The sequence below is a fragment of the Microcoleus sp. AT9b-C3 genome (assembly GCF_036705485.1).
In the GTDB taxonomy this organism is placed as follows: Bacteria; Cyanobacteriota; Cyanobacteriia; order Cyanobacteriales; family Microcoleaceae; genus Microcoleus.
In genome coordinates this window covers 130,911-157,417 of record NZ_JAUBUR010000010.1, presented here as the reverse complement: position 1 = coordinate 157,417, position 26,507 = coordinate 130,911, and the positions used below count along the sequence as shown (strand labels likewise).

Annotated in this window: 22 protein-coding genes and 1 tRNA gene; 19 read left to right on the top strand and 4 right to left on the bottom strand. The window is 45.9% G+C overall.

Annotated elements, in window-relative coordinates; genetic code table 11:
• Positions 1-141: 141 nt before the first annotated feature.
• Complete coding sequence (gene rfbB / locus QUB77_RS12070) at positions 142-1,248, bottom strand: dTDP-glucose 4,6-dehydratase (protein WP_333170385.1); 1,107 nt, start codon at positions 1,246-1,248, stop codon at positions 142-144.
• Positions 1,249-1,605: 357 nt separating this feature from the next.
• Between rfbB and QUB77_RS12065 the strand changes: the two genes are divergently transcribed.
• The 5 genes from QUB77_RS12065 (at position 1,606) to QUB77_RS12050 (ending at position 5,435) form a co-directional block, all read left to right on the top strand.
• On the top strand, positions 1,606-2,151 hold the full coding sequence (locus QUB77_RS12065) for a hypothetical protein (protein WP_333170386.1): 546 nt from the start codon (positions 1,606-1,608) through the stop codon (positions 2,149-2,151).
• 466 nt (positions 2,152-2,617) lie between these two features.
• On the top strand, positions 2,618-3,223 hold the full coding sequence (locus QUB77_RS12060) for a DUF1517 domain-containing protein (protein WP_333170387.1): 606 nt from the start codon (positions 2,618-2,620) through the stop codon (positions 3,221-3,223).
• Between the two features lie 116 nt (positions 3,224-3,339).
• On the top strand, positions 3,340-4,221 hold the full coding sequence (locus tag QUB77_RS12055; protein WP_333170388.1) for a hypothetical protein: 882 nt from the start codon (positions 3,340-3,342) through the stop codon (positions 4,219-4,221).
• Between the two features lie 24 nt (positions 4,222-4,245).
• Positions 4,246-4,326 carry a DUF3370 family protein gene (locus tag QUB77_RS31725; RefSeq protein ID WP_445251731.1) on the top strand — a complete coding sequence of 27 codons (81 nt, stop codon included), beginning with the start codon at positions 4,246-4,248 and terminating at the stop codon, positions 4,324-4,326.
• A gap of 77 nt (positions 4,327-4,403) precedes the next feature.
• Positions 4,404-5,435: an S-layer homology domain-containing protein gene (locus QUB77_RS12050; RefSeq protein WP_333170389.1), complete on the top strand. Its 1,032-nt coding sequence runs from the start codon at positions 4,404-4,406 to the stop codon at positions 5,433-5,435.
• A gap of 292 nt (positions 5,436-5,727) precedes the next feature.
• Here QUB77_RS12050 and QUB77_RS12045 read toward each other — a convergent pair whose 3' ends face one another.
• On the bottom strand, positions 5,728-7,311 hold the full coding sequence (locus tag QUB77_RS12045) for a peptidoglycan-binding protein (protein WP_333170390.1): 1,584 nt from the start codon (positions 7,309-7,311) through the stop codon (positions 5,728-5,730).
• A gap of 259 nt (positions 7,312-7,570) precedes the next feature.
• Here QUB77_RS12045 and alr point away from each other — a divergent pair, with 259 nt between their 5' ends.
• The 4 genes from alr to QUB77_RS12025 all read left to right on the top strand — a co-directional run bounded on the left by alr (position 7,571) and on the right by QUB77_RS12025 (position 11,199).
• A complete protein-coding gene (gene alr / locus QUB77_RS12040) occupies positions 7,571-8,773 on the top strand; it encodes an alanine racemase (protein WP_333170391.1) in 1,203 nt (400 codons plus the stop codon).
• 204 nt (positions 8,774-8,977) lie between these two features.
• Positions 8,978-9,826, top strand: a complete 849-nt coding sequence (locus QUB77_RS12035) for a mechanosensitive ion channel family protein (RefSeq protein WP_333037311.1) — start codon at positions 8,978-8,980, stop codon at positions 9,824-9,826.
• Between the two features lie 47 nt (positions 9,827-9,873).
• Entirely contained in the window at positions 9,874-11,013 is a 1,140-nt protein-coding gene (locus QUB77_RS12030; protein WP_333170392.1) for a patatin-like phospholipase family protein, read from the top strand.
• A 97-nt stretch (positions 11,014-11,110) separates the two neighbouring features.
• Positions 11,111-11,199: transfer RNA gene (locus QUB77_RS12025), tRNA-Ser, on the top strand.
• A gap of 156 nt (positions 11,200-11,355) precedes the next feature.
• On the opposite strand, the gene QUB77_RS12020 is transcribed toward QUB77_RS12025, so the two are convergent.
• The gene (locus QUB77_RS12020; RefSeq protein WP_333170393.1) at positions 11,356-12,294 is read right to left on the bottom strand and encodes a serine hydrolase; all 939 of its coding nucleotides are present in this window, start codon (positions 12,292-12,294) and stop codon (positions 11,356-11,358) included.
• Between the two features lie 108 nt (positions 12,295-12,402).
• Between QUB77_RS12020 and QUB77_RS12015 the strand changes: the two genes are divergently transcribed.
• Together QUB77_RS12015 and QUB77_RS12010 are read left to right on the top strand one after the other, a co-directional pair.
• Complete coding sequence (locus QUB77_RS12015) at positions 12,403-13,134, top strand: C40 family peptidase (protein ID WP_333170394.1); 732 nt, start codon at positions 12,403-12,405, stop codon at positions 13,132-13,134.
• Between the two features lie 45 nt (positions 13,135-13,179).
• Positions 13,180-14,184 carry a glycosyltransferase family 2 protein gene (locus tag QUB77_RS12010; protein ID WP_333170395.1) on the top strand — a complete coding sequence of 335 codons (1,005 nt, stop codon included), beginning with the start codon at positions 13,180-13,182 and terminating at the stop codon, positions 14,182-14,184.
• A 257-nt stretch (positions 14,185-14,441) separates the two neighbouring features.
• On the opposite strand, the gene QUB77_RS12005 is transcribed toward QUB77_RS12010, so the two are convergent.
• Entirely contained in the window at positions 14,442-15,611 is a 1,170-nt protein-coding gene (locus tag QUB77_RS12005) for an IscS subfamily cysteine desulfurase (protein ID WP_333170396.1), read from the bottom strand.
• 96 nt (positions 15,612-15,707) lie between these two features.
• On the opposite strand from QUB77_RS12005, the gene QUB77_RS12000 reads away from it, so the two are divergent.
• The 8 genes from QUB77_RS12000 to QUB77_RS11965 all read left to right on the top strand — a co-directional run bounded on the left by QUB77_RS12000 (position 15,708) and on the right by QUB77_RS11965 (position 26,446).
• Complete coding sequence (locus tag QUB77_RS12000) at positions 15,708-16,376, top strand: hypothetical protein (protein ID WP_333170397.1); 669 nt, start codon at positions 15,708-15,710, stop codon at positions 16,374-16,376.
• A gap of 192 nt (positions 16,377-16,568) precedes the next feature.
• Positions 16,569-17,891, top strand: coding sequence for a four-carbon acid sugar kinase family protein (locus QUB77_RS11995; protein WP_333170398.1), 1,323 nt, complete (start codon positions 16,569-16,571; stop codon positions 17,889-17,891).
• A 90-nt stretch (positions 17,892-17,981) separates the two neighbouring features.
• Entirely contained in the window at positions 17,982-18,179 is a 198-nt protein-coding gene (locus QUB77_RS11990; protein ID WP_333170399.1) for a hypothetical protein, read from the top strand.
• A 152-nt stretch (positions 18,180-18,331) separates the two neighbouring features.
• Positions 18,332-19,483, top strand: a complete 1,152-nt coding sequence (ldpA, locus tag QUB77_RS11985) for a circadian clock protein LdpA (RefSeq protein WP_333170400.1) — start codon at positions 18,332-18,334, stop codon at positions 19,481-19,483.
• Between the two features lie 129 nt (positions 19,484-19,612).
• Positions 19,613-21,379: a R3H domain-containing nucleic acid-binding protein gene (locus QUB77_RS11980; protein ID WP_333170401.1), complete on the top strand. Its 1,767-nt coding sequence runs from the start codon at positions 19,613-19,615 to the stop codon at positions 21,377-21,379.
• Positions 21,380-21,768: 389 nt separating this feature from the next.
• Positions 21,769-23,427: a CheR family methyltransferase gene (locus tag QUB77_RS11975; RefSeq protein ID WP_333170402.1), complete on the top strand. Its 1,659-nt coding sequence runs from the start codon at positions 21,769-21,771 to the stop codon at positions 23,425-23,427.
• A 19-nt stretch (positions 23,428-23,446) separates the two neighbouring features.
• On the top strand, positions 23,447-24,577 hold the full coding sequence (locus QUB77_RS11970) for a chemotaxis protein CheW (protein ID WP_333170403.1): 1,131 nt from the start codon (positions 23,447-23,449) through the stop codon (positions 24,575-24,577).
• A 408-nt stretch (positions 24,578-24,985) separates the two neighbouring features.
• On the top strand, positions 24,986-26,446 hold the full coding sequence (locus tag QUB77_RS11965) for a methyl-accepting chemotaxis protein (RefSeq protein WP_333170404.1): 1,461 nt from the start codon (positions 24,986-24,988) through the stop codon (positions 26,444-26,446).
• Positions 26,447-26,507 lie beyond the last annotated feature (61 nt).

The following is a 26,507-nucleotide window of genomic DNA, read 5'->3' as shown; positions in this document are numbered from 1 at the left end:
CCTCAAACCCCGTTTCTGCGCCTAGAGTTCAAATGTAAAGCTTGAAGGCAAGACAGAAACCTTTGTTGGACGCACTCTTGAGCTTGAAAACCAGTTTTTTATCGGTGCTGGTTTGTGGTAGCCCGTGCGTCCAAGAGAAGATTAGTTAGAGTAGACTTTCCGGTAGTAAGTTTGATATTCCTCCGAAAGCAGGGGTTCCCACCAATCCCGATGGGCTAAGTACCATTCTACAGTCTGTCGCAAACCTTCTTCAACGGTTACTGAGGGAGTCCAACCTAACTCAGTTTTAATTTTGCTGGCATCAATAGCGTAACGCCGATCGTGCCCGGCTCTGTCTTTGACAAATGCGATTAATTGTTCGCAAGGACGGGCGGGTAAATCCTCAGCTAATTCGTCCATTAGCTGACACAGCATTTTTACTAAATCGAGATTTTTTACCTCGTTGTTGCCGCCAACATTGTAGGTTTCCCCAGGCTGACCACGGTGAATAACGGCATCTAAAGCGCGGCAGTGGTCGAGAACGTAAAGCCAATCTCGCACGTTTTGACCGTCGCCGTAAACTGGCAGCGGTTTGCCCAATAGCATATTGATGCACATTAAGGGAATGAGCTTTTCTGGGAAGTGATAGGGGCCGTAATTGTTGGAACAGTTGGTGATAATTGTCGGGACGCCGTAGGTGTGGAAATAGGCGCGGGCGAGGTGGTCGCTGCCAGCTTTGGAGGCTGAGTAGGGACTGTTGGGCGAGTAGGCAGTTGTTTCTGTGAAGGCTGGGTCATCGGGGCCGAGACTGCCGTAAACTTCGTCGGTAGAAACGTGGAGGAAGCGCATTTGTGCTTTGAGAGATGCCTCATCAATTGCTTCAAAATGCTTGCGGAATGCTTCTAAAAGCGTGAAGGTTCCGACAACGTTTGTTTGAACAAAGGCTGCAGGCCCGATAATTGACCTGTCAACGTGGGATTCTGCGGCAAAGTGCGCGACTGTGGTGATGTTTTCTTCTTTGAGCAATGTATCGACTAAGGTACGATCGCAAATATCCCCCTGCACAAACCGAAAATTTTCTCCTCCTTCCAAAGTTGCCAGGGTTTGTCGGTTTCCGGCGTAGGTTAAAGCATCGAGTACGACTACTCGATCGCCCCGATAGCTGCTGCACCAGTGATGCACAAAATTCGAGCCGATAAATCCAGCCCCGCCCGTCACCAACAATCGGCGAGGAGCTCGCTCAATTCCTTGAGTCGCGTTGTCTGTCATAAAAATAAGAGTTATTCCAATAACTAAGCCTTTACAAAAGTAGCCTTAAAAGTAGTTTGTCACCAAGTGTTTGCGGCCATGTAATTAAATTTTCTACTGTCTGACCTCAGATTTTCTTATTTGGGCGCGATCGAAGTATTGCTTCACAAAACTTGAATTTTTATCGAGTTATGAGCCGAAACGCTTACAGAGGAAGCATTGCAAATTTTTAAGCGGGCAAATTTAAATTAGAATTGCGTGAGGCTATAGCTGACTTTTGCGATCGATCCGCGATTTGGAAGGCGCGCAGAGTTGATACATTTGTAAAGAGCTGTTACCATTAATTTTTTAATTATCCTTTACAATCTCCACAGCACCATGAAGAAGTTTCAAGTGTTAGCTGGCATTGCTTCCGTCGTCGCGATCGCAAGCAGCATCGCCATAGGTGACGCTGCATCTGCTTTCCCCTGTTCCTACAGCAAATCTGGGGCGGCTAAATCTGGTTCTGCGACAACAATCCTAGGTTCCGGCGGCTCTGAGCGAATCAATCCGTGGAAATCTTACAAAACAGCAGCTCTCGGTTTCCTCGGTTTGGCGGGAGTTTTGGGTGGCGGAGCGGCCTACATGAGCTACCGCGCCGGCAAGCGCGCTTCTGCTGCTTGCGCTGCGATGACAGATAATTTTGAAGTTTCTGAAGAGTCGATCGATCCGATCGCAGATGCAGGTGTTTCTGGACACATGGAAGTTCCTGCCTTGCTCGATTTGGTGGCGGCGGGCGCTGTAGCTGAGTCATCAGATGCGGTTGCAGCCGTTCGCGAACACCCAGAAGCTCCGGGCGGCGAGCTGGATTTGCCAGTTTCGCCAATTGCTGAGTTGAGTTCTGAAATTGCGATCGAACAAGTCCAAAGCGCGATCGTCAAATAGTTATCTCAAACCAAAGTATTCGCTTAGCGCACCTCCAATCTTCCACGATTGGAGGTTTTTTGAGTGGAAATTATCTAGCCTATAATTTCTTGTCCGGGCGATCGCGAAGCACTGCCAACAATAGACAGATGAATCGATAGCAGACAATATCATATTCCGGCTAAGCAAACAAGCGCTGAATTAATATTAATTAAAAATCCTCTTGCTACAATCATAAATTTCATACCAATTATTAAAAGTCGCCGCTCTCCGTCAGGACAAGGCTGTGCCGTTTCCCTACTGTATTTGAACTGTATTTGCTCCGATTGAAAACTGCTATAAAATGAGATGAGTCAAAGCGAGACAGTAGGCTGCCGAGGCGATCGCTAAAAATACTCTTCATATCAATCTGAGGGTAGACGGCAAGAGTTCAAATCCCCTGCTATGGTTGAAAATATAGCCCTACAGATTACAACTATAGGTTATTATGAATGCTTGGCGCGATCGATTCAATCAATTTACAGGTAAAACTAGATTGGCAGTTTGCCGGGTGTTCGTTCACCTAACAGGCGAAGAAGTTGCACCGCTGTTAGGAGTTCTCAACCGCACCGCCAGAGAAGCAATTGATGCCGATGGCGACATAGTAGTTTTAGGAGAAGGTCTTGTAGAAATTTGCAATCACCTGTTGCAATACGACAACTACTGGCAATCAGCCGCCAATGAAGGCGATGTTTTTTGGAATGAAGGGGAAGCCGGCGATTATGTGGATGAACTTTTCATTGATTCAGCCGATCGCTATCTCAGCGAGCCTCAATACAGTACATCTGTTTACGATAAAAATTCCCCATTGTCTTTGCCTGTAACTAGAAATGTGGTGGTGATGCTGACAGTTGCGTATGAAGGCGAAGTTCCTGCCCTAGAAACTGACCTCGCTGACATCAGCGCGCTGAAAGTCGGTTTAAAAGCCCTGATTAATTTACATTACCAAGAAAGGCTCCGAGCTGTGCAAGTTCACTTTTCTCCCGCACAGTTGGGAGACGAACTTACTAACGACCAAGTGTTGCTCAATTTCCCCGAACTTATTCCCATTTAAGGAAGGAAGAAGTTCGGCAACGGATTCAGTAACTGATGTAACTGATGTCGGGAAGAAGGAAGCAGGAGCAATTATAAAACAACCCATGCCAAATTAAAAATTAAAAATTACTATTTATGATGCTGCGAAGACTGACAATTTATTTCATGGCTTTAACTTTTGTATGGACGGCAACCGCCTGCGGTTCTCCTAGTAGACAAACTTCGACAAATCCTGCGGGCAATCCAAATATTAACACAGTGCGTCCTGCACCAAATAATAACTTGAGTCAAGGTCAATATCCCGTACAGCAAGCTACCTACGACGATGCTGATGGTGAATACAGTTTGATGTTGCTGAATACTCCCCCCGGCAGTCCCCCAGTTTACCGCACTAGGGATTTGCAAATGGCTCGCTTAACAGATGAAGAAATATCGGCAGGCAAGAAAAGTTATCTCAATGTGGATAACAATCAAGCGGTTTTGCATTTGACAGAAGATTTTAAAATTGAGTACGTTCACAACGTTACCGAAACTGTTCCTAATCCTCAAACAGGTCAGCCACAAACCGTAGTGGTGCGTCAGCAATCAGGCTTCTGGGCACCGTTTGCTGGGGCTGTAGCTGGTCAGGCGATCGGCAGTTTGTTATTTAGACCGCGATATTATATGCCGCCAGTCTATCAGCCGGGAATTATGACAGGATATGGCGGGTATGGTAATACTTACAGCCAAGCTGTTCAGCAGTATCAAACTCGCTATCGAACTCCGCCTCCGGCTGTGAGAAACCGTCAAGTTTTAAGGACGACCGGCCGCTTGCGATCGCCCACATACAACCAGCCAGTAAGACCCTCAGTACGTCCCAATGGCAATCGATCGACCGGTTCGGGTTACGGTGGCAGCACTTTGAGGCGATCGCGGCAGCCTCGTCAAAATCAAAACAGGCGGCAGCCGAGTTTTGGTAGTGGCAGGAATTCTCGTCAACCGAGTCGCAGTCGTTCTTTCGGGAGTAGAAGGCGCTAAGTTGAACATTGCAAAAATCAGCAACTGAGATCGGTAAAATTTGATTTTATCTATCCTCCCGATGTCACGCCACCGCAGGTATTGAGAGTGAGAACTTGGGAATAGTTGATTTAGCCTTCTCTCTTTCCCCCAGACCCAAAAAATATGTGATTTAATTTCTACATTGATATGTAGGTGACGATATGTCTTCTTCACAACCCCCGTCAGGGGAAAGAAACCCTCTAGGATTGGATGAATTGATTGCTATCTTGGTTGCCTTCGGCACGATGGGAGCAATTTTATTTTGGGTAACAGGTAAAAATCCCGATCGATTGAATGCCAGAAATTGGCAATTTCCAGCCGTTTTTTCTCAACCTGCTGTTACGCCCGCGAGTCCGGGAATATTAACCCCCGAATCGCCAAATTCGGATTTGCGATCGCCCGCTACAACACTCGTTCCCTCACAACGGGAAGTCGCACCTGTGGGACCTTTAGGGCCGGTTTTACCGCAAAATCCTCCGGTGGGTGTAATCGTTGTTCCTCCTAAGCCAATGGCGCCGACTCCCGCCCCAGCAATTACCAAACCGAAAGCCGATAAACCCACAGCCGATAAACCCAAAGTTGGGCCCGTTAGATTCTCCGATGTTCCAGACAAATATTGGGCGCGTCCGTTCATTGTCGCTTTAGTCGATCGGAAAATCTTTACTGATTTCACGGACAACAAATTCCGTCCCGACGAACCGATGACGCGAGCCGAACTAGCGCGCTTAATTCAACGAATGTCCGACGACAAAGAGCCGATCCGAAAACCGATTGATTTTAAAGACGTAAAAGACAAGAGTCCTGTAGCTCCTGCGATCGACCACACCGTCAAAACTGGATATCTTAAAGGATACCCAAACAATGAGTTCCGTCCCGAAAAACAAATTCCGCGTGTCGAAGTCATCGCCGCTTTAGCGAGCGGTTTGAGCCTGAAACCATCAACAAGAGCAACCAAAACTTTACAAGTTTATACAGACAGGGCAAAAGTGCCGAAATGGGCAGTTAACAAAGTAGCATCAGCCACAGAAGCTGGCATTGTTGTTAACCACCCGAAGCGCACACTTTTGCAGCCTAATAGAACAGCAAATCGTGCTGAAGTAGCAGCCATGCTTTACCAAGCTATGGCTAAAAAAGGCAAAGTACCTGCTAAGTCTTCCGAGTATGTTGTGAAGCCTTTAAAGTTGCCCAAATAATATTTTCACCCCTGATGTAGGGTGCGCAGTGCGCACCTTATTATCTATGACGATGCACATAAATTATGTAGGGTGCGCAGTGCCAGCCCTGTCTGGCGCGTTAAATTTGAGCCGGACAAAAAGCATTCAACCAGTATTTCACGTTCCGATTTTTGAGACTTCAATCCAGGAAAATTGCTTGGGGGAGATTGGGTTCCGAATCAAAATGCTGAAAGTCACTAACCTCGTTACTCACGCTTGTCAACTGGTGCGCATTGCGCACCCTACACACTGAACTACGAAGCAGCTAAAATTAATCTTGAAACACCATAATACTGCCCGAATAGCAAGCTACCCAAACCTGATTAGTTTCCGGATCGTAAGTAATCCCGATCGGGCTTGAATTAACCTTCACTGTTTGCAGCACTTTCATATCGCTTGTCCTAACTTTGCTAACAGTATTCGAGAAATAGTTGACCACATAAAGCAGTTTTCCCTGATCGGAAATTGTCATGCTGCGAGGTGCTTTCCCAGTCGCAACTTTGTCCACTACTTTACCAGTTTTTAGGTCAATTTTTGCCACATTTCCTTCACCATTTAGAGTGGCATACAGATACTTTCCATTGGGATCTATTGTCAAATGACGCGGCGCGTTGCCAATATTTCTCAGCCATTCTACCGAAAAGTCGATGAGATTCACTTTCGCAATATTGGAAGAACCCATGATGGCAACATAGGCATTTTTTGAGTCGGGAGTGACAACAATACCCCGAGGATATGCACCCAGTTTCACTCGCTCAATTTCGAGATTTTTATTGATGTCAACTACGCTCAAATCCCAACTGCACCAATTGCTCGCGAGCGCGAAGCGATTGTCAGGCGAAACAGCATTGAATTTCGGAACTGCACCTACAGGAATTACCTTTTCTATTTTCAAAGTTTGGGTATTGATGCGGTACAGAAAACTTTGGTCGTGTTTGGCCGCTGGAGAGCACCTGTCGGTTCCCGGATTGCTAAACCCGGAACCGTACATTTTGTAGTTGGAGACGTAGGCATATTTGCCATCGGTTGAAAAAGCGGCTTCTACGGGAGAGCCTTTATGATTGCCTTTGAATTTAGAAAAGCCAAACTTCGACAAGTTTACTGTATCGGGAATAGTCTTGACTAATTTAAAGTTCCTGTCGTAAACTGTGATTGTGTGGCGGTACATCATGTTTTGAGCAAAAAACAAACCCGCTCCCGAATAAACTATTGACTTGGGCGATATGTTACCGTAAATGGTTTTTTTCAAGGTCATTTTTCCTTGAGTATTATCAGGAGGATTTACGAGCTTTGTGGGTGGCAACTCACTTTCTTTATCCTCGGAATTTTCAGTTTTAAAGGGCGGTAAAGAGGGTTCTTGAAATAGAGGTTCTTGGGTCTGAGTGTTAGTTTGATCTTCGTCGAGTTCTTTTGTGTTATCTGTGGCGGTAGGAGATGGCGAAGATCGATCGACATTTGGCGAGATTTTTTCCGCAGCTTCAACACTCGCCTCTTCCGGCTTACCTTTGAGTGCTGACAAGGTTTTAGGGCCAACAATTCCGTCAACTTTCAGGTTGTTCTCTGCTTGAAACTTTTTCACAGCAGCCTGGGTGAGAGAACCGTAAAATCCTGTAGCCTTACCGCGAAAATAGCCTGCGTTTTGTAGAGTTTTCTGGAGTTCGGCTACTTCCGGGCCTGAATCACCTTTTTTGATGGCGAGTGCGGGATTGACTAAATTGAAAATTGTGAGAGCGATCGTAAAGAAAAGTAAAGGAGTATATGCTAAATTCCGGTGCATTTTTGAGTGGGTCGATCGAGTTTGACCCGCAGCCGTTTCCCAAGTTTCAGCTAAATGTAGGTAGGCTAGTCCGTCCATAGTTTTTACCGGGTATTTTTGGTGCTATGATACACCAGTTAATACCATTTTAGATTTTAGATTTTAGATTTTAGATTTTAGATTTTATATGGGGAATGACTGATGCAATATGGGTTTGCAGCTTGCCTGCAGTTCCATTATTTTTTTTATTTGTATAACATTGATTAAAGAAAAAACATTATAATCAAACTTAGGGTAAAATATTCTAGCAGTTTTTAGAGCAGTTTTTAAGGGTGTAAGCAAGTAGGAGCGATCGACAATGTGGAGTGGGGAACAAACAACCGCAGAATCAACGACAAAAGAATCCCGCCAGACGTTGCTGTGGGACGATAACGGGGGGCTTTGCCAGCGGGCTTGGGTAGAAATCGATTTAGCAGCTTTAACTCACAATGTAAAACAGCTTAAAAAGCTCTTATCTCCCCACACAGAACTGATGGCAGTTGTGAAAGCGGATGCTTACGGTCACGGTGCTGTTGCAGTCAGTCAAACAGCATTGCAAGCAGGTGCTAGTTGGCTGGGAGTGGCGACAATTCCCGAAGGAATAGAATTGCGAGAAGCTGGAATAGAAGCGCCGATTTTGCTGTTGGGGGCAACCCATACAGCCCAACAGGTAAAGGCGATCGCCCATTGGCACTTGCAGCCCACTATTTGTACTGCCAAACAAGCCCTAATTTTTTCGGAAGTTCTCGCCGACCTGAACCAATCTTTGCCGGTTCACGCTAAGTTAGATACGGGAATGTCTCGCTTGGGTACGCCCTGGCAAGAAGCTACAGAATTTGTGCAATTAGTCAAGCGGTTGCCAAATTTAAAATTAGCCAGCATTTACTCTCATTTGGCGACAGCAGACAGTCCTGACCCCGCAGTTATGAGAGATCAGCACCAGCGGTTTCAACAGGCGATCGAGCAAATTAAAATAGCAGGAATTAACCCCCCTCGCCTCCACTTGGCAAACTCTGCTGCCGCCCTCGCTGACCCGGATTTGCACTACGATTTAGTGCGAGTCGGTTTAGCTACCTACGGTCTTTATCCAGCACCTCACTTGCAGTCGAGATCCAATTTGAAGCCCGCAATGCAGGTAAAAGCTAGGGTAACGCAGGTGAAAACAATTGAAGCAGGAACCGGCGTCAGTTACGGCTATCAATTTATAGCTCAGCGCCAGACACAGATTGCCGTAATTGGTATCGGCTATGCAGATGGTATTCCGCGCAATCTTTCTAATAAAATGCAGGTTTTAGTCCGGGGTCACTTCGTGCCACAAGTGGGCGCGGTAACGATGGATCAGTTAATGCTCGATGTAACTGATATTCCCAATTTAGAAGTCGGCGAAGTGGTGACTCTGTTGGGCAAAGATGGGGAATATCAAATTACTGCTGACGATTGGGCGGCAATTTTAGGAACTATTTCGTGGGAAATTATCTGCAGTTTTAAACACCGATTGCCCCGCGTAGCAGTACACTATTAGCAGTAGTCCGGCAGGGGTTTAAACCCCTGCCTCATAGCAAAAGTCGGTTTAAACCGACTCAAGATTTTGAGCGAGGAAATTATTGATTTTAGTTTTCTTTGAGAGAACTTTAGCTATGAAACAGGGGTTTTTAACCCCTATGGGACTCTCAGAATAAGCGATAAGACTGAAACTGCAATTCCAAATTCCAAATTCCAAATTGATATGACAGTTATTCAGACGTTTTTACCCATAGCTCAAACCTTCTATTCTCAGCTAAATGCAGAAAGAACCCAAGCCTTGGAAGTAGCCCAAGAATTCTCGAAAAAATTCGTAGAATTGGGGTTTAAAATTGTACCTCAACTGCTGTGGGCGATCGGCATTTTGTTAATTACGCGATTTGCGATCGGCTTTGCGGGCCGCGTGACTCGCCGAGCACTGAGTCGCACCGAAGCCACGCTGCGGAAATTCTTAGTTCAAGCTGCTGAAATTACGATTTTGGTAGTGGGAGTAGTCGCCGCTTTGAGTCAGTTGGGAATTCAAACTACCAGCGTGGTTGCGGTGGTGGGTGCCGCGGGTTTGGCGATAGGTTTGGCGTGGCAAAATACTTTGTCGCACTTTGCTGCTGGGGTAATGTTGATTAGTTTGCGCCCCTTTGAAGTCGGAGATGGGATTGAAGCTGGGGATGTTAAGGGAGTGGTGGACAGCATCGGGATTTTTTCAACAACCGTGGTCACAGACGATCGCATAAAAATTATTGTCCCGAACAATCAGTTGTTTAACGGTACATTGAAAAATACAACGGCAATGGGAACGAGGCGAGTAGACTTGAAGATTGATATTGGCGATCGGCCAATTCGTCCAACTGTAGCTGAGTTATTAGAAATTGCCCACTCTCACCCGCTGGTGTTGGAGAATCCGCCCCCGACTTGTTTGGTAGCCGAGATTACTCCAGATACAACTATTTTATCTCTCCGACCTTGGTGCGCGTCGGTGGCCTACGAACAAGTGCGATCGCAAGTTCAACAATACGTCAAAGAGGCAATGGATGCCGACAACAATCAAGAACAATAGATATAAATCTCCAATCTAAAACCCCAAATTTATCCGAGGTATTTCCCATGAGCAAGTGGTATCCGCAGCAAATTTTGCAAGAACCCGGTGTCAGGATCACCCCAACGGAGAAACAAACAATTCTCAGCAAATTTCCGCCTCCCGACGAAAACGGTCAAATCTTTGCCGACGGGGTTTTTGAAGGCGGTGGCGTGCGCGGAGTTGCATTTTTAGGAGCACTCAGGTGCTGTAGCGATTTGGGCATCCGCTGGCGAAAATTGGCCGGCACTTCAGCCGGTGCAATTACCGCAGCAGTATTAGCAACCGACTTGTCAATTGATGATTTAGAGGAAATTTTAGGACAGCTCGATTACAGCATATTTTTAACTCAAAAAAACAGTCCTCTAATTTTAAACGGCGACCCCGCCGACGACTTGCAATCCCCAGCTTGGACGCTACTTTTTCTAACAGTTAGCCGTCAGATGGGAGAATATTCGGCGCAGCCGTTCCGACAGTGGCTGGAATCAATGCTCGGTAGAGGTAACTTGCACACTTTTGCCGATGTCAAACAAATCGTAAAAGACCGCGAATTAAAAGTAGTAATATCCAACCTCACTCGCGGTGAAATGTTGGTGCTGCCCGACGACTTACACCGACGCGAATCGACCGATTCCGATACTTTGTACGAGCAGTTGCGACTCCAAAGCGCTGAACATTTTAGCGTGGCTGAAGCCGTTCGGTTGTCGATGAGTATTCCCCTATTTTTTGAACCAGGAAAACTCGGCGATGACTTAATTGTAGATGGCGGAATTTTGAGCAATTTCCCCCTGTGGATTTATGACAAACAATCTGTCGGTTCCACTCCCGCTATGCCCCGCTGGTTTACCTTTGGGTTTCGATTAGTCGATACCGGAATTGAGGCTAAAGTTAAGATTGATACTCCGCTGTCGATGCTGGCGGCGATGTTCAGAACGATGATGAAAGCAAGAGACCGCTATCACCAGCGAGAAATGGATAAGGGCAGGGTGATTAATATTGATGTAACTGATGCTGGGGTGACGACGACGGACTTTAATCTTGATGCCGATCGCAAGGCTCACCTGTACCGCTTGGGCTATTTGTATACTAAGAGGTTCTTTTTGAGTTCCAATTTTAGTTGGGAAAAGCACTTGAAGGCTAGGGGCTTTGGGGAAGAGGCGGGAGGTTGAGGTCGCGAAAAGTATACAGAGTAAGGGATTGAGGAATTTTTCAATAAGGGGTTGGCAAAAAGAAGATGTGTGTGCTATAGTTAGTTACTGTCATCTTGGAGAGGTGGCTGAGTGGTCGAAAGCGGCAGATTGCTAATCTGTTAAGGGTGTTAACATCCTTCGAGGGTTCAAATCCCTCCCTCTCCGTTCTAAAGCTTCTAGGAAAAAATTCCTTTTAATCAAATTTTTGGACGTTGCTCAAAGCCCATCCCACAAGAAAGTTTTGTGGGATGGGCTTTGAGCAACGTCCAAATTATTTTTGCAGTTTAAGTCTAGTCTAGCCGCAATAATCAACTACTAAATCTAATTAAGTGCTTTCATCGCTTCGACAAATTGCCGGGATATAAATGGCAAAATCTCTTCATTCTTGCTATTCTCTTTCCCCTCGGTAAATACAACCAACAAATACGGCCGCAAACCCGCTATTTCAATATAAGCAGCATCGTGACGAACTTGGCTTGTCAGTCCTGCTTTTGACCACAATTTTGCTGATTCTGGCAATCCGCCGCCTAAAAAACCTGTAACTTGATTTTCGGGATCTGCCTCTAATTCTGCTGGGTCTAAACTGCGTTTCATTAAACCCATCATTTCTTGCGATGCTTGGGCAGAAACAGCTACGCCGCCGATTATACTGTGCACCAAACGCGCGGCTGCATTTGTGGTCAGCATATTTCTATTTTCCATTAATTCTCCCAGAACTGCTCGCTCGCGACCGTAGGGGCCGTCACACCAGGTTTTTTGATTGACGTTAATATTTTGTAATTCCGGCCAATCTAATGATTGAAAGTAACGGTTGACGATGTTTCGCTGCTGCTTCCAAGTTTCAAAGGGGGCGGGTGATAATTCTGGGCCGCTGGTGGTGCCGGTGAGGGCGTCTACTACTAAACTGGTGGCATCGTTGCTGGAATCAACTATCATATCTCGGACGGCGCGTTCTAATTCTGGCGATGTTTGAATCATGCCTTTTTGCGCCCATTCCCAGATGGCAACGAGGTAGAATAATTTGACGATGCTGGCGGGATAAATTCGTTCGGAAGCTCTAGCGCTAAAACCTCGCGGTTGATATTTCCAAAATTCTTCTGGACTCAGGGCGCCGCCTGTATTGACTCGCACCGGCGGATCGTAGACTATCCAGGTAATGGCTATACGATCGCCACTTAATCCTGTAAATTTTGACAATGCGGAGTCTATAATGCTACTGCCGAGGGTTTCTAATTGTTCGTCTTTGTGGAAAAATGTCATGGTTAATGGCTGACGCTTAACGGTTAACGGCTAGCAGCTAATGGCAATCTATCGTTAAATGCGAACAATAAATGCGAACAATTAACAGCAAACAATGAGCAATTAGCAATGGCCAATTATCAATTATCTGATGTTGTGGAGTACCGAACCCGATCGCACATAAATATTTACGATTCCCCAAAGTGCGATCGATTGGCAACTCAAGCAGCGCTGGGGCGACATTTGCGAGTAGTTGACCCCACCCCGCTTAGGTCGGGGGGGAGAAATGGCATAGACTCGGTGGTTGATGGGGATACAACGGCTGTGATGGTGCGGTTGTGCGAAGATGATTATCCGGGATGGCTGGATATTCGAGATGTTGAGTTGCTCGATCCGACAGAAACAGTGTATCATCCTCTGGTGCTTTCTGAGGCCCAAATCAAGGAAAAATTACCAATTGTAATTACTTTCGCTCGCGAGGCTATGAACCAATCCAATTATTATCTTTGGGGCGGTACAGTCGGGCCAAATTATGATTGTTCGGGCTTGATGCAAGCTGCTTTTGTGGCTGCGGGCATCTGGTTGCCGAGGGATGCTTATCAGCAAGAAGCTTTTACTAAACCTATTAGTATCAGTGCTTTACAACCGGGGGATTTAGTATTTTTTGGGACGCCTGAAAAAGCAACTCACGTAGGATTATATCTCGGAGATAATCGCTACATTCACAGTTCTGGAAAAGCACAAGGTCGCAACGGTATCGGTATCGATGTTTTGTCGGAGGATGGCGATCGAGTCAGTCAAGCTTATTACCAGCAATTGCGGGGATATGGTAAAGTTGTGGCAAGTTATCAACCTAGTTAGTTGTTGACGGTTGACTGTTGACTGTTGATGTTATCGAATAAATAAATGGACGCTGCATTATTTTTGGAAAAATTGGCTGCACAGCAGGCTGGCGCTGAGGTTGTTCTAGACGTTTCGGTGGTAGTGCCGGTGTATAATGAGGTGGAAAGTTTGCCTCATTTAATTGAGGCGATCGCCTCTTCTATCCAACCATCTGGACTCAGCTATCAAATTATTTGTGTAGATGACGGTTCTAAGGACGGTTCTGCTGCACTTCTCCAGGAATTAGCCCGCACTCGCAATGACCTTTGTGCTGTAATTTTGCGCCGCAATTACGGGCAAACTGCTGCCATGTCGGCAGGTTTCGATCGCGCTCGCGGTCGTGCTATTGTTACCCTAGACGGCGATTTGCAAAATGACCCGGCTGATATTCCGCTATTGTTGGCAAAATTAGAGGAAGGCTACGATTTAGTTAGCGGCTGGCGGAAAAATAGGCAGGATAATACTATTAGTCGGTTGATTCCTTCTAAAATTGCTAACTGGTTAATTGGTCGCGTTACAGGCGTAACTTTGCACGACTACGGCTGTTCTTTGAAAGCTTATAAATCCGAGTTGGTAGCAGACTTGAATCTGTATGGGGAATTGCACCGCTTTTTGCCTGCTTTGGCGTTTATTGAAGGGGCGAGAATTGCAGAACTGCCTGTGCGACACCACGCCCGCCGTTTCGGTCAAAGTAAGTACGGAATTTGGCGGACTTTTCGCGTGTTGATGGATTTGTTAACTATTTCTTTTATGAAAAAGTTCCTGACTCGACCGATGCACGTTTTTGGACTTTTGGGACTGAGTTCTATGACGTTGGGAACGGTTTTAGGAATTTATTTGACTTTCCTGAAATTTGCTTTTGGTCAAAGTATTGGCAATCGTCCTTTGCTGATTTTGGCTGTGGTTTTGCTGTTAACTGGCGTGCAGTTATTTTGTTTTGGTTTGCTGGCGGAAGTGATGATGCGGACTTATCACGAGTCGCAGGGGAAACCGATTTATCGAGTGCGCGAGGTTTTTGGTTCTAAGTAAGAGTCAAAGGAAGTCGGCGGTTGAAACCGCCCCTACACACACAAAAGACCTCTTGCATTCATTCGCTATTCTTGAAATTATCTGCGTTTATCTGTGTTTATCTGCCTGACATCTGCGGTTGATAGATCAATCAAAAATTCATGCAAGAGGTTAAAGGAAGTCGGCGGTTGAAACCGCGCCTACACAAACGAAGTCCGCCTGCGCGGACTAAGAAATAAAGGGAGTATTTAAGCCGGATTCTATCTAACTCTTAAATCCTAACTCATCACTTTTTGAGCTTGTCGGAGAGATTGAATAGTTGCGATCGCGTGTTCGGCGACTGCATCTATTTCTGCTTCGGTATTGAACCGGCCAATACCAAACCGAATGGAAGCATAAGCTAATTTGTCCGATCGCCCGATCGCTGCTAAAACATGAGAGGGAGATATTTTTGCGGAAGTGCAAGCAGAGCCCGAAGAAACTGCCGCCGCCGGTTGCAAACCCAACATCAACGCTTGACCGTCAACCCCGCCTACACTAATATTGAGATTCCCTGGCAATCTCTTCGTAGCGTGACCGTTGAGAAAAACATCGCCCAATTCACTCAATTTTTCCCACAAACGCTGCCGCAAATTAACCACTCGTTCTGTTTCCGACGGCATTTCTGCAATTGCCAATTCTACTGCTTTGGCAAACCCGACGATTTGGGGTGGGTAGAGAGTACCCGATCGCATTCCCCGTTCGTGGCCTCCTCCGTGCATTTGCGGCGCTAGCTGCACTCTCGGTTTGTTGCGCCGCACGTACAGAGCACCGATCCCTTTTGGCCCGTAGATTTTGTGTGCTGTCAAGGACATTAGATCGATATTCATTTCCTCTACGTCGAGGGGAATTTTGCCGATCGCCTGTGCCGCATCTGTGTGAAAAATAATGTCATTTCCGCGACAAATTGCAGCAATTTCTGCGATCGGCTGGATGACGCCAATTTCGTTGTTAGCCGTCATCACTGAAACTAAAATTGTCTCGGCGCGAATCGCTTTGATCAAATCGCCTATATCAATCAGCCCGTCGCTTTTCACCGGCAAAACAGTAATGTCAAACCCCAATTTTTGCAAATAGGTACAGGGGTCGAGAATTGCATTGTGTTCGGTTTTTACTGTGATAATGTGCTTTCCTTTACTGAAATAAGCTTCAGCGATGCCTTTGATCGCTAAGTTATTTGCTTCGCTTGCGCCGCTGGTAAAAACAATTTCTTCTGGAGAAGCATTGATCGCTTCTGCTATGATTTGTCGTGACTGTTTTACCGCTGCTTCTGCTTCCCAGCCGTAGACGTGGTTGATACTGGCTGCGTTGCCGAATTGTTCGGTGAAATACGGCAGCATCGCCTCAAGTACCCGTGGATCTACCGGGGTTGTGGCGTGGTGGTCGAGGTATATAGGACGTGCAGACATAGTGCAGTTTTGGTTTGAAAAAGTGTTAGGTTTATTGTAGACGAGCCCCTTGTTCTACTACAAAACTTTATAATTAACATATATTTGTAAAGATTTATGCGAGCTGACATTCAGGGATTAGAAATTACTCTCGGTGAGCTCAAGCACCTCACCGGCGCCGGGCCCGATCGCGTATACCGGCCGCCGACAGCGACTAAGTTTGCCCGCGAAGCTTTGAAAACCGTCGGTTTAATTGTTTTGGTTCTAATCAGTTGTTGGCTGCTAGTTGCGATATTTCCTAGGGCGTATGTGTGGTGGTTCGTCCTTCACTTCGCTGCGATAGTTGGTTTAATCTTGGAGGATGCCTGGAAAATTTGGTGCAGTCGGCAAAACCAACATTTAATCAATCTTTTTGATGATGTCGATCGCTATAATGGTATAATCAAAGCGATCGAAATTAACGATAGGATAGAAGATGCCGGCAATGTGGCAGTCAAAATAGGCGATCGAGCCAAAGTTATTCAAGCTTTGCAACTAATCAGAGACGATTTAGTTCGAGCTTTGAAAACTGAAAGAATTCTTAGGGAAAACAACAAATTTGTCGCTACTAACTCAGAATTATTTGTCAATAACTTAAAAAATTTGAATGCCCTCCAAATTAGCGATCGAGCCAGCGAACAAGGGCGATTGCTCAACGAAGCTTTGCAGGTAGCCGTGGGAGTTCAAGCAGAAATGAAAAAGTTGCAAGATCGAAACGCTGCTAATTTTAAAAATGGCAAAAGTTAGTAGTGGGCACGGCTGCGTGCGCCTCTTACCCAGTAGCAATATGCAGCTTACTGAACCGAGCGAACTCAAACATATTCTCCAAATTATAAGTTATCAGAATTGTGAAAAAAATATCATAACTATTGTAAATTTTTTCCTGTTACGTAACAGGTAAGGATATCTTGGAAAGGTGACGTTAACAACCAGGTCAGTATGTCTTCTGCCAAACCCAAGATTATAGTTCTCGACGACGATCCGACAGGTTCTCAAACCGTGCACAGTTGCTTGCTGCTGACACGTTGGGACGAAGACACCCTGCGTTTGGGGCTGCGGGACAAGTGTCCGATTTTCTTCATACTGACAAATACTCGATCGCTCACTCCCGAAAAAGCAGCCTCCGTCACCCGCGAAGTGTGCCAAAATCTCAAAAGGGCGATCGCCAGCGAAAAAATCGGAGACTTCCTAATAGTTAGCCGTTCCGATTCTACCCTGCGCGGCCACTATCCCATCGAAACCGACGCGATCGCCGAAGAACTTGGCCCCTTCGACGCCCATTTTCTAATTCCCGCCTTTTTTGAAGGAGGCAGAATTACCCGCCACAGCGTGCATTACCTAATGGTTAACAGCGTCGCAACGCCTGTTCACCAAACCGAATTTGCCAAAGATTCAGTCTTCGGCTACAGTCACAGTTACTTGCCCGACTACGTAGAAGAAAAAACCAAAGGTCGCATCAAAGCTGATGCAGTCGATCGCATTTTACTTGCAGACATCCGCTACGGAAGTTTAGATCGACTGATGGAGATGAAAGACAACCAATGTGCAGTTGTTGACGGCGAAAGCCAAGGCGATTTAGACACATTTGCCAAACACATTCTCGCTGCTGCCAGTCAAGGCAAAAAGTTTTTATTCCGCAGCGGGGCGAGTATTTTAACATCCTTAGCTGACCTCGGCCCGCAGCCAGTAGCAGCCGACGAAATGGCAAAATACGTGAGAGATGGCAAACCGGGTGCAGTAATAGTTGGTTCCCACGTTAAGAAAACTACTGAACAATTGGAACGCTTGTTAAAAGAACCCAATATAGTTAGCATTGAAATAGATGTATCTCACTTGCTAGAAGATTCACCAGAGTATCGCACCCAAATGCTCGATGAAACTCTCGAAAAAGTCCGCACTTCTCATGCCGATGGTAAAACGCCTGTAATTTATACCAGCCGCAAGGAACTCGAATTTGACAATGCAGAAATTAGGTTAAAATTTGGAGAGGCGGTTTCTGCTTTACTGATGGATATCGTGCGGGGACTGCCACCAGATATCGGGTTTTTGATTAGCAAGGGCGGCATTACTTCTAATGATGTTTTGAGTACAGGTTTGTCGCTAAAAAGTGTCAGGCAAATCGGTCAAATTATCGCAGGTTGTTCGGTGGTGAAAACCGATGCAGATCATCCTCTGTTTCCCAATTTACCCGTGGTTTTGTTTCCGGGAAATGTGGGGGATAGCCATGCTTTGGCTACGGTTTATAAGCGGCTGAGCAAGTAGTAGAGCTCGTTGAATCGCAGATTAACGCAGATGAATGTAGCTTCAAGTTAGGGAGTAGAATGTTCATCTGCGGTTCGTCGCTGGGTTTCAATGCTCGATCGAACTTTATGGCAACTGCCACTGCACGACCACTTCAAAAAAAATCTCTCGCCTACTTTTTCCTTGCCCAATCCACCCAACTATGATATGATAGAGAGTCTGTCTGTAAATAAAGCCGATCGCCCCATCTCCAAATCCCCCCTCAGCAGTCGCTCTCAAAAAAGTCGCTCTCAAAAAAATAAAATTTAGGAAAAAAAATTAAGGCAGAACTCTACATATAGAGCCAACAGCGCAACAGCTACTGCTATCAGTAGCGTTTCCAGCTTGTACCCGCCTAAATTTTCAAATTAAGTAGAAATTTCCACATAGTAATTTTTAGCTGAAAGGATTAGCATATAAGGGTGACAGAACATTATCATCCCCTAAACTCATTAAAAGATGGCCATTGGTTCAAGCTGATCTGTGGGGCGAGCTTTCAACACCTGCCTGCTGTACGGAATCTCACCTTGGCTTACACCTTAGCAGGCGCTGACTGTATCGATGTCGCGGCCGATCCCGCCGCCGTCGCCACAGCGAAAGAAGCCCTACAAGTGGCCAGCGAATTACAGGCAAGAACTCAAAACCGCAGGTTTGGCGGCAAAGGGTTGCCGTTGCTGATGGTGAGTTTAAACGATGGGGAAGACCCGCATTTTCGCAAAGCCGAATTCAACCCAGCCGATTGTCCGGCGGACTGCTGGCGGCCGTGCGAAAAAATATGTCCAGCCGAAGCAATAGTTTTTCAGAGTGCTGGCAGTGGTTTTTCCGGGGTGATAGACCAGCAATGCTACGGCTGCGGTCGCTGTCTGCCGATTTGTCCTAGCCAACTAATTTATACTCGTTCTTACGTGTCTGCTCCCGCCGCGATCGCACCTTTAATCTTGCAATCCGGTGCGGACGCCCTAGAAATCCACACGCAAGTAGGCAGAGAGGCAGATTTTGCGCGACTTTGGTCGAGTATAGCTCCCTGGGTCGGTCAACTCAAGGTAATAGCAATTAGTTGCCCCGATGGAGACGGTTTGATTGATTATTTGCGGACACTCTATCAAATAATTTCCCCCCTTCCTTGTCCCCTAATTTGGCAAACGGACGGTAGGCCAATGAGCGGAGATATCGGAACAGGAACTACTAGAGCCGCGGTCAAACTCGGTCAAAAAGTTTTGGCTGCCCAGTTGCCGGGATACGTGCAACTTGCAGGCGGCACTAATGCTCACACTGTCAGCAAGCTCAGAGCCGAGGGACTGCTGTTGGATGGCGGGAAAAATTTGTCAGTTCCCCCTGTTCCACACATTGCAGGTGTAGCTTACGGCAGCTATGCCAGGGTTTTGCTATCGCCAATTTTAGAACAGTTAGAAACAATGCAGACCGATCGAGCCTATGCCGTTCGGGTGGCAGTCGCGCAGCCAGCAGCCGGAGTTCAAACATCTCGGCTACCTCAGCTCGAAGCCGTCCCAGAACTGCTCTCGGAGGCCGTGAGTTTAGCTTGTTCTCTAGTTTCCCAGCTCAAAGAATTTTAGTCAGAAGTCATTAATCATTAGTCAGATGTCATTAGTTACAAGTAAAAAACAACTGGCAACTGGCAACTGACAACTGACAACTGACAACTGACTAAAAAGTTGAAAACGTCACCGAACACATCGAGGCGAATGCAGATTACAGACGACCTCAACAGATTATTAGACATCGTGCCAGATGAGATCCGGCAGCCCTTAGAGCAGCACCCGCAGCGCAACAATCTCATTGAGATTGTCATGGATTTGGGCCGCCGACCAGAAGCTCGTTTTCCATCCTTGGCCGAACCTCTTTCCCAAACGCCAGTTTCCAAGGCAGACCTCAACTATTGCATCGAGCGAGTCGGCCACTTCGGCGGCGACAATCGAGCCGGTATCGAGCAAACCCTGCACCGAATTAGCGCCCTACGCAACCGCAGCGGCGAGATTATCGGCTTGACTTTGAGGGTGGGCCGCGCTGTGTTCGGGACGATCGGCATTATCCGCGATTTAGTGGAAACCGGTCAGTCAATTTTGATGCTCGGCCGCCCCGGAGTCGGCAAAACCACGGCCCTGCGAGAAATTGCCCGCGTGCTCGCCGATGACTTGGAAAAACGGGTGGTAATCATCGACACCTCCAACGAAATTGCCGGAGATGGAGATATTCCCCACCCAGCGATCGGCAGAGCTCGCAGAATGCAAGTTTCCCGTCCCGAACTCCAGCACCAAGTCATGATCGAAGCAGTGGAAAACCATATGCCCGAAGTGATCGTGATTGACGAAATCGGCACGGAACTCGAAGCTTTGGCGGCTCGGACGATCGCCGAAAGGGGCGTGCAGTTGGTCGGTACAGCCCACGGCAACCGGCTCGAAAACTTGATGAAAAACCCGACTCTGGCCGATTTAATTGGGGGCATCCAAGCGGTGACGCTGGGAGATGACGAAGCAAGGCGGCGCGGTTCTCAAAAGACGGTTTTGGAGCGCAAATCACCGCCAACTTTTGAAATAGCCGTCGAAATGCTGGAACGCCAGCGCTGGGTAATACACGAGCGAGTTGCAGATTCGATCGACACTCTGCTGCGGGGACGCGAACCAAGCCAGCAAATCAGAAGCGTCCGCGACACAGGAGAAGTAATTATCGAGCAGGAGTCGGCAACTCCCCCCGCCCGGTTTCCGGGGATGGCAGCTTCCGGCAACACCGCTGCGGTATCGGCAATCCGGCCCGTCACACCGCTCTCTGGGTGGCGGAGTGCTGGCAAAATGGTTCCTATGCCCGCTCAAGGCGAGAACTTCGCTGCTAAGAGCGCGCCGGTTTCTGAGACTCGGTATTTCGAGCAACTGCTCGAAGAATCCCTGTCCGTCGAACCGGTACCCAAGGCCGGACGCTATTCCCATAATGTCGGCCCTAACGGCGAAGATTTGCCCCTCCACGTTTATCCTTACGGCATACCTCGCCACCAGCTCGAACAGGTGATTTCGACGCTGAACCTGCCGGTACTGCTGACGAAGGATATTGAGAGTGCTGACGTGGTTGTGGCTTTACGATCGAACGTTCGGAACCAGTCAAAATTGAGGCACTTGGCCAAAACTCGCCAAGTTCCCCTGCACACAATTAAGGCCGCCACTATTCCCCACGTAGCGAGAGCTTTGCGGCGCCTGTTGGACATGGATGACCCCGGCACCCCGGAAGTGGCAGACCTCGCCTTATTCGCCCGCAGCGGTTCTTCTGATGAGCTCGAAGCTCTCGAAGAAACCCGTTTGGCAGTCGAGCAAATTGTCATTCCGAAGGGACAGCCGGTGGAACTCCTGCCTCGTTCTCCCAACGTCCGCAAAATGCAGCACGAACTTGTGGAACACTATCACCTGAAATCCCACAGTTTTGGGGAAGAACCCAATCGCCGCCTGCGGATATATCCAGCTTAAAGTTGGAGAGTAGTGCCTTTGAAGGCAGAAGGTAGAAGGCAGAAGGGATAATTTTTTCCTGGCTTGTGTCTTTTACCTTTTGCCTTTTTCCTTTAAGTAGCTGGCCACTTTCTGATATGATGTGGTGTAACACTGTTCTTGTTAAGGCGATCGGCTCCCTTCCCAATTTCTAATTTCTAATTCCCCAATTTCCAATTACCAATACTTCGACTACACGAGCTTACAAGTTCCCCAATTCCCAATAGTTCAGCTACGCACTTCCCTTCGGCTCCCTGCGGCTTTGCGAACGGATGAGCCGCAGGCTAGCAGCTATGCTCAGCACAAACTCAGCACCAGCTCAGTAAAAGTTGCCACTTTCCAAATTATTAAATTAATCTACCTGAGTTGACATGAATGATTCCATAGTTCAGCTATTTATCAACTTAATTACTACTGAGATTGGTGTGCGAATTAGATCCCAAGATCGAGCTGGTTTGTCTCATAAAATTTTGACTCGGATGAGAGCAAAAAAAATCGCAGAACCCGAAAAATATTATAAGCTTTTAACAGCCCAAAATTGGGAAAGTAAAAAGGAATGGTCAGAATTAGTATTGCTATTGACAACAATTGAAAGTTATTTTATGCGAGATAAAGGACAGTTTTATCTGTTAAAAGAAGTAATTTTTCCTGAATTGATAGAGCAGAAAAGAAACTTGCACAAGACATTGGGAATGCAGCCGACACTGCGAATCTGGAGTGCGGGCTGCTCTACCGGTGAAGAACCTTATTCTTTAGCTATTGTTTTAAAACAATTGATTCCCGATTGGGAACAATGGAAAATATTAATTTTAGGTACAGATATCAATGAAAAAGTAATCAAAAAAGCGCCCCAGGGAGTTTACAGTCATTGGTCATTTCGCTTGGTTGAACCGGAGATACAAAAGCAGTATTTTCATCCGAGGCAAAATGATTGGGAAATTAATCTAGAATTGCGCGAAAGTGTAAGCTTTAGCTGTGTAAATTTAATCACAGATGAGTTTCCTAATATTTACCAAAATCTTTATAACATCGACTTAATTTTGTGTAGAAACGTGTTTGTTTATTTTGAACATAAGTATATTTCACTGGTACTGAAAAAATTTGCCAATACCCTGAGACCTAGAGGATATTTAATGACCGGTCACGCTGAAGTTTACGGTCAAATTATGAACGAGTTTGAACCCAAGATTTTCCCGGAGTCGGTGGTTTATCAGCGTCGGGATTCAGTAATGCAGGAAGGCTCTCAAATAGAGTCTAGGGTTGCGACGGTAGGGGAAGCAAACTCGGCTTTTCGGGAATTGCCCAAAGCAGATACTATGGGCGATGATAGTGGTGAGTTGCTAACAGGGGAAACGATGCCACCTCGTTTTACTACTAACAGCAATTTTCCCGAGATAGAGATGCCACCCGTATTAAAAACAAGTAATCCGCTGGGGAAGATGCTGCCCTCTCCCTATCGGGAGGAAGGTTTGCCGAACACTGCCGTGTCAGTTACAGAAAAAATAATAGCAGAAAATACTCAAACTAAAACGCCTCAAATGCTAATTTTAGAGGCCAAAAAATCCTTTAAAAATAAAAATTATGCTGAGGCAATCAACAAGGCACAAGAGGCAATAGACTTGCAGGGGCATAATTTTGATGCTTATTTTTTAATCGCTCAAGTTCAGGCAAATGCCGGCAATTATTCTCAGGCAATAGAATACTGTAATCGAGCGAGAAAAGTAGAGCCTGGTTCAGTATATACTGATTATTTACAAGCTCAAATTGCTGAGGAACAGGGGCAGTTGGAAACAGCAAAGAATTTATTAAAGAGGACTATTTATATGTGTCCATCTTTTGTTTCAGCTTATATAGAACTAGGGAATATATACAATAAAGAAGGTCAAGTAAAAAGAGCTCTTAAAATGTACAATTCATCTTGTGAAATCCTGAAAGCACTACCGCCCAGCACTCCCATAGATTCACAGGGGAAAATGACAGCTAGTCAAGTTCTGATTAATGTTAAAAAAATTGTTAAAATTATACAGTAAAGAAACTGTACACTAAAATATGGAAACTAAACCGTATCTTATCTTTGAACAGAACGGTTTTCTCTGCGGTATAGAAGCCTGCTACGTTCGGGAAATTTTCTTTCTGCCGGAGTTGACAGCAATTGCAGAAGCACCTCAAGATATTGTTGGGGCGATCGACCTTCGGGGCGAAATTCTGCCCGTGATGGATCTGAATCTGCGTTTTGGATACGCTTGGCAGGAGTATGCTGTGACAGATAGTACGATCGTCATCGAGTGGCAAGAATTGAAAGTCGGTATAATTGTCAATCAAGTTCGCGAAGTTAGAGAACTTTCAGAAGATGCCATCACTCCCCAGCTATCTTACGGGCGAGACAATTCAGAAGCCTCCCATCATTTTGTCGCTGGAGTGGCCCGCTGCGAAGCCGATATTATCATGCTGCTGAATCTCGATCGCTTAATTCAATATTCTCCCGAAAAGTCAGAGGAAAGCTGGTCTGTTTTTCCAAGCAATGCAGGTAGGGAAGAAACAGCAGGTGAGGCAGAGACGAAAAGTTTACAGAGGCAAATAAATGCAAAATTGTTAGGAGCAAATCCTAAAATTTTGAGCAAGCGTCACGTTTTTTGCCCGCAAGCTACGCCGGAAGAAAAGGCAATTTTTAAATCGCGGGCTAATAATTTGAGGCTACAAGGCGAGGGGGAAAATGATGCTGCAATTAATATGTCCCTGGCGGTGTTTGTTTTGAATGGCGAATACTTTGGTATTCCTTTGGATCTAGTGCGCGAATTTACTGACATTAGCCAAGTAACTCCGGTTCCTTGCACTCCCGATCGCATAGTTGGAAATATGAATTTACGGGGAGAAATTTTGACGCTAATTGATATTCGCAATGTTTTAAATATGTCTTTAAATATGTGGGAGGCTGCAAATTATCTCTCTAAGGCGATCGTTGTTGAAGTCGCGGATTTGGTCACTGGTATAGTTGTTGACGAAATATTAGATATTATATACTTAAATGTGTCGGAAATGGCGGCTGTTCCAGCAGGACTGCATTCTGCCAACCGCGAATATCTACGGGGGACAGCTATTTACGGGGAAAAAATGATGGCTATTCTGAACTTACAAAAACTGCTGACAAAAGGAGGATTAGTTGTTGATGAAGAGGTTTGAATCAAATCAAGAACAGGACTTACGCACAGCCTATGTATGATGAGTCAAGTGAAGCATCTGGCTTGATACTTCATTTCCTTCGCAATCCCAAGCCAACGCAGAGCTCAGGACTGGTAACGAGCGGGACTTCCCATGAGAGAATTATCTTGAAATGCGTCCAGGACTAAAGAAGTTAGTTATATCACAATACGGTTGAGTTAAGCTCGATATCCCTGGCGCCCCCTTCTCAAGGGGGGGACAAGAACTTACTCAAAGTTCTCGCAACGATGCGGGGGATGCAAGGGGGATCTCTGAGGAATAAATAGTTTTAACCCAAGCGTAGTGAGTTATACAAAATCCGCTTTTCAAGCGAGATTGGACTAAGGAATCTAATTCGTATATGCACGTGCTTAAATTAAGGAGAAAAATATGTTTTCTAAGTTAATAAAATTAAATATTAGAAATAGAATGCTGCTGGCTTATGTAGCGCCCGCAACTATATACTTGGGTTTTCCCTTGCTAGTTTATACAACTACTAATCAGGTATTGAATAATTTTCAAGAAGTAGAAAGAATCGAAAATGTTATCAGATACACAAATGATATGTCCGCAGGTGCTGAACAAATGGTACGAGGCTTGCGCGGGTATTTCATTAATAAAAATCCTAACTTTTTAAAGGATTTTCAGACAGGGAGAGAATTAGCTCTTCAGTCGGGTAAGAGTGCGGATTTGAAAATCGAAAATCCTGAACAGAGAAGTCGTTTAGACAGGATGTTAGATCTCTGCCAAGAATATTATGATGGTTCTAACCAAATAGTTGTTTTAGTACAACAAAATAAGAGAGCCGAAGCATTGGCTATATTTAACACAGGAAAACAGACCAAATTTGTGGAGGAATTTGTGGCCCTAAATAAGCAATTTCGCGAAATAGAAGTAAAAGCCATTAATCAAGCTACAGAAAGAACGAAGCAATCTTTAGTTTTCTTGCTCTCGGCATTGGTATTTGGTTCTGTGTTTTTATTGGTGTTAGGTGCGGTTATAGCTTGGCTGATTTCGTCAGGAATTGCCCAAACTATCGATCGGGCAATTAGCTCGATCGCCACTTCTTCCACTGAGATTGCAGCCACCGTCGAAGAACAGGAACGGATGGCAAGTCAGCAAGCAGCTTCAGTAAATCAAACTACTACTACAATGGACGAATTGGGAGCATCTTCTAGGGCGACATCACAGCAAATAGAAACCGCCGTGGTTCAAGCAATGCAAGCTTTGAATTTAGCTGGCGGTGGCACAAAAGCTGTAGAACAAACTTTAGAAGCAATGGCAACTCTGAAAACTAAAGTTCAAGATATCCAAGGACAAATTATAGAGTTGAGCGAACAAACAGATCACATTGGTAATATCTCAACTGTAGTGAGCGATTTGGCCAATCAAACTAATATGTTAGCACTCAATGCTGCTGTTGAAGCAGTGCGGGCGGGAGAACACGGCAAGGGGTTTGGCGTGGTGGCGTCAGAAATTCGCAAACTTGCAGATCGCAGTAAAAAATCAGGAGCACAAATTAATCTATTAGTTGCTGATATTCAAAAGGCGATTAACTCAACGGTAATGGTGACAGACGAAGGAACTAAAACAGTGGAATCCGGCGTGAATATTGCCTCAGAAACCGCAGCGGCATTTGCAGGAGTTGCCAATGCCATTAACAATGTGGTTTTGAGCTCTCAACAAATTTCGCTGAATGCCAAACAGCAATCGATCGCGATCGAACAGGTAGTGCAAGCTATGAACTCCCTCAATCAAGCCGCAGCCCAAACCGCTTGCGGTATCAGTCAAACTAAAGTCGGGACTCAAAAATTGAATGAAGCAGCCTTAGATTTGAAAGCAGTTTTGTAGGAGAGCGATGAATTATGAGTAGTTCCCAAAAAATGCCAAATATATCCTTAAAAATTAAAGC

Bases quoted from the DNA above. Each gene is read 5' to 3' on its own strand.
- rfbB (WP_333170385.1), bottom strand. From the start codon at position 1,248: ATGACAGACAACGCGACTCAAGGAATTGAGCGAGCTCCTCGCCGATTG.
- QUB77_RS12065 (WP_333170386.1), top strand. From the start codon at position 1,606: ATGAAGAAGTTTCAAGTGTTAGCTGGCATTGCTTCCGTCGTCGCGATC.
- QUB77_RS12060 (WP_333170387.1), top strand. From the start codon at position 2,618: ATGAATGCTTGGCGCGATCGATTCAATCAATTTACAGGTAAAACTAGA.
- QUB77_RS12055 (WP_333170388.1), top strand. From the start codon at position 3,340: ATGATGCTGCGAAGACTGACAATTTATTTCATGGCTTTAACTTTTGTA.
- QUB77_RS12050 (WP_333170389.1), top strand. From the start codon at position 4,404: ATGTCTTCTTCACAACCCCCGTCAGGGGAAAGAAACCCTCTAGGATTG.
- QUB77_RS12045 (WP_333170390.1), bottom strand. From the start codon at position 7,311: ATGGACGGACTAGCCTACCTACATTTAGCTGAAACTTGGGAAACGGCT.
- alr (WP_333170391.1), top strand. From the start codon at position 7,571: ATGTGGAGTGGGGAACAAACAACCGCAGAATCAACGACAAAAGAATCC.
- QUB77_RS12035 (WP_333037311.1), top strand. From the start codon at position 8,978: ATGACAGTTATTCAGACGTTTTTACCCATAGCTCAAACCTTCTATTCT.
- QUB77_RS12030 (WP_333170392.1), top strand. From the start codon at position 9,874: ATGAGCAAGTGGTATCCGCAGCAAATTTTGCAAGAACCCGGTGTCAGG.
- QUB77_RS12020 (WP_333170393.1), bottom strand. From the start codon at position 12,294: ATGACATTTTTCCACAAAGACGAACAATTAGAAACCCTCGGCAGTAGC.
- QUB77_RS12015 (WP_333170394.1), top strand. From the start codon at position 12,403: ATGGCCAATTATCAATTATCTGATGTTGTGGAGTACCGAACCCGATCG.
- QUB77_RS12010 (WP_333170395.1), top strand. From the start codon at position 13,180: ATGGACGCTGCATTATTTTTGGAAAAATTGGCTGCACAGCAGGCTGGC.
- QUB77_RS12005 (WP_333170396.1), bottom strand. From the start codon at position 15,611: ATGTCTGCACGTCCTATATACCTCGACCACCACGCCACAACCCCGGTA.
- QUB77_RS12000 (WP_333170397.1), top strand. From the start codon at position 15,708: ATGCGAGCTGACATTCAGGGATTAGAAATTACTCTCGGTGAGCTCAAG.
- QUB77_RS11995 (WP_333170398.1), top strand. From the start codon at position 16,569: ATGTCTTCTGCCAAACCCAAGATTATAGTTCTCGACGACGATCCGACA.
- QUB77_RS11990 (WP_333170399.1), top strand. From the start codon at position 17,982: ATGCTCGATCGAACTTTATGGCAACTGCCACTGCACGACCACTTCAAA.
- QUB77_RS11980 (WP_333170401.1), top strand. From the start codon at position 19,613: ATGCAGATTACAGACGACCTCAACAGATTATTAGACATCGTGCCAGAT.
- QUB77_RS11975 (WP_333170402.1), top strand. From the start codon at position 21,769: ATGAATGATTCCATAGTTCAGCTATTTATCAACTTAATTACTACTGAG.
- QUB77_RS11970 (WP_333170403.1), top strand. From the start codon at position 23,447: ATGGAAACTAAACCGTATCTTATCTTTGAACAGAACGGTTTTCTCTGC.
- QUB77_RS11965 (WP_333170404.1), top strand. From the start codon at position 24,986: ATGTTTTCTAAGTTAATAAAATTAAATATTAGAAATAGAATGCTGCTG.